The organism is Sphingomonas sp. AOB5, from assembly GCF_029433115.1.
In the GTDB taxonomy this organism is placed as follows: Bacteria; Pseudomonadota; Alphaproteobacteria; order Sphingomonadales; family Sphingomonadaceae; genus Sphingomonas.
Genome location: NZ_JARNTV010000126.1, coordinates 1 through 2656, shown reverse-complemented (window position 1 = coordinate 2656; position 2656 = coordinate 1). Strand labels below are relative to the sequence as shown.

Here is a 2656-nt window from a genome sequence, read left to right as displayed (position 1 = left end):
GCCCGCGCGGCGCGCCACCGCCCGGCGCGGCCAACGCGACCGCGGCGATCCTCCAGCGCTTCAACGCCACGCCCGTCGATGGCGGCTACCGCATCGGCAGCGCCGCGATTCCCGGGCTGCAGCCGGGCGATGTCCTCATGTCGGTGAACGGCACGCCGCTCAGCGACCCTACCGCTGCCGGGGCCGCCTTCACGGCCGCACAGGGCAATGGTTCCGCCACGGTTCAAGTCATGCGCAACGGGAAGCCGATGACGCTTACCGTCCCGCTGAAGTAAAGAGACAGATGTGAAAGCGATTCGCCCCAGCCTGGCCGCCCTCGCACTTGCTGCGATCGCATTCGATTCGACCGTCGCGCTGGCCCAGACGGCGCCGCCCCCGGGCGCGCAGAATGCCGATGTGGTGATCAACATGCGCGGCGTGGAAATCGCCGACGTCGCCGATCAGGTATCGCGCATCACCGGCCGCACGCTGATCCTCGATCCGGCGGTGAAGGGTCCGGTGACGGTCACCTCCGCAACGCCGCTGACGCCCGATGGCGTGTGGGAATTGTTCCAGTCGGTGCTGCGTGCAAACGGCTTCGCCGCGATCCGTTCGGGTCGCGCGTGGCGCATCGTGCCTGCCGCCAATGCGGTGCGCGAAGGCGGCGTGCCGACGCGCGGTGCTTCGGGTCAGGCGTTGGTGACGCGCATGGTCCGCCTCACCAACGTGCCCTCGGCCGAAGTCGCGCGCGTGGTCCGCCCGCTGGTCGCCACCTTCGGCAGCGTCGAGCCGCTGACCAATCCCAACGCCATCGTCGTCACCGACTATGCCGATAACGTCCGCCGCATCGAAGCGATCGCGCGCCAGCTCGACGCGGGCGGCGGATCGACCTTTGCCAGCATCACGCTGCGCAACGGCAATGCGCCCGACGTGGCACAGACGCTCACGACCGTGCTGGGCGATGCCGTCCGCGTCGCATCCGACGCGCGCAGCAACACCGTGATCGTGCGCGGCACGCCCGCCTCGGTCGCCGAAGCGCGCAAGATCGCCGCCTCGCTCGATCAGCCCGGCGGCGCCACACCGATCACCCGCATGTTCCGCCTGAGCTATGCGGATTCGGAATCGGTCACCAACGTGCTGCGCGGCATCCTCGGCCAGCAGGACGAGGTCAGCAATCCGGTCGCCCGCTCGCTCGGCCAGGGCAGCCGCCTGTCGCAGAGCGGCCGCAACAACCGCAGTTCGCCGATCAGCACGCTGGCCACCAACAACGCCAATGCGAACAATGCCAATGCCGCGCTTGGCGGCAATGCGCTGGCGGGTCCGACTCCCACGCCGGCGGCGACCGGCACCTCGTCGCAGACCAGCAGCAGCGCGCAGGGCTTCACCACGCCCGATCTGACCATCCAGCCCGCGCCGGAGCTCAACGCCATCGTCGTGCGCGGCACCCCTGCCGCCATCGCCTCGATCGAATCGCTGATCACCGATCTCGACGTGCGCCGTCCGCAGGTGATGATCGAGGCCGCCATTGCCGAGATCACCGGCGACGATGCCGAACAGCTCGGCATCCAGCTTGGCGGCGGCGGCGCGGCGCTCGGCCTGCGCAGCGGCGCCGCGACCTCATTCAGCAACAACGGCCCGTCGCTGGGCGCGATCCTGACCGTGCTGGGCGTGCCCGCCGGAAAGCTGCTGGGCGAGGGCCTGACCGCGAACATCAACGTCACCGACGATTTCTCGATCCTGGTCCAGGCGCTCGGCGTCTCGACCAAGTCGAACCTGCTGTCGGTGCCGCAGGTGACCGTGCTCGACAATTCGCCGGCCGAGATCATCGTCGGCCAGAATGTGCCGTTCGTGACCGGATCGATCCTGACCGACAGCAATTCGGTGACCCCCTATACCACCATCGAGCGGCAGGATGTCGGCATCACCCTGCGCGTGATCCCGCGGATCAATGCAGGCGATACGGTGCGGCTCGAGATCAGCCAGGAAGCCTCGTCGATCGCGACCGGCCTCAGCGTGCAGGCGTCGGACCTGATCACCAACACCCGCACGATCAACACCACCGTGCTGGCCGATAACGGCCAGACGATCGTGCTGGGCGGCCTCGTCTCGGACGATTATCTGGAAGCCAAGCGTCAGGTGCCGATCCTGGGCGATATCCCGCTGGTCGGCGAACTGTTCCGCAGCCGCCGGGAATCGCGGACCAAGCGCACGCTGTTCATCTTCCTGCGCCCGACGATCATCCGCGACAGCGATGATGCCACCGCAGTGACCTCCAGCCGCTATGCCCGCCTGCGCGCCGACGAGATGGACCAGAGCCGCAACAACAGCCTGCTCCTGAAGCCCCGCGCACCGCGGCTGACGGTGGAGATCGACGGGATCTACTGAGGCGCTGCGTCGGCGGTGGGCAACGGCACGCGCACCCGCTGGGTGCCGCGCGTGAAGAAGCCCGCGTCTATCGACAGGCTCTCCAGCTTCCACCCGTCGACACTGGCGCCCACCGCCAGCGTGCGGCTGGTGCCGTCGGCAGTCCGCACCAGCGCCACTGCGTCCTGATCGAGCCGCCCGACGATCCCGACCAGCGCAGGCGCGTCCTGCGGCGCGCTGTCGGTTTCGGCAGGCACCGCGCCGAACAGGGTCCGTTCGAACGCCGAGGACAAGGCCGGGCGTGGCAGCGGGG

At 68.9% G+C, this 2656-nt stretch carries 2 protein-coding genes and 1 pseudogene; 2 read left to right on the top strand and 1 reads right to left on the bottom strand.

Going from position 1 to position 2656, the window contains the following annotated elements; genetic code table 11:
- Both P1X14_RS21940 and gspD read left to right on the top strand, forming a co-directional pair.
- A partial coding sequence (locus P1X14_RS21940; protein WP_277317550.1) for a PDZ domain-containing protein occupies positions 1 to 275 on the top strand: 275 nt, incomplete at its 5' end.
- A gap of 10 nt (positions 276 to 285) precedes the next feature.
- On the top strand, positions 286 to 2364 hold the full coding sequence (gene gspD / locus P1X14_RS21935; protein ID WP_277317549.1) for a type II secretion system secretin GspD: 2079 nt from the start codon (positions 286 to 288) through the stop codon (positions 2362 to 2364).
- Here the strand turns inward: gspD and P1X14_RS21930 are convergent.
- Positions 2358 to 2656: pseudogene (locus tag P1X14_RS21930) on the bottom strand (hypothetical protein); the annotation flags it as partial. The gene gspD and the pseudogene P1X14_RS21930 overlap by 7 nt on opposite strands.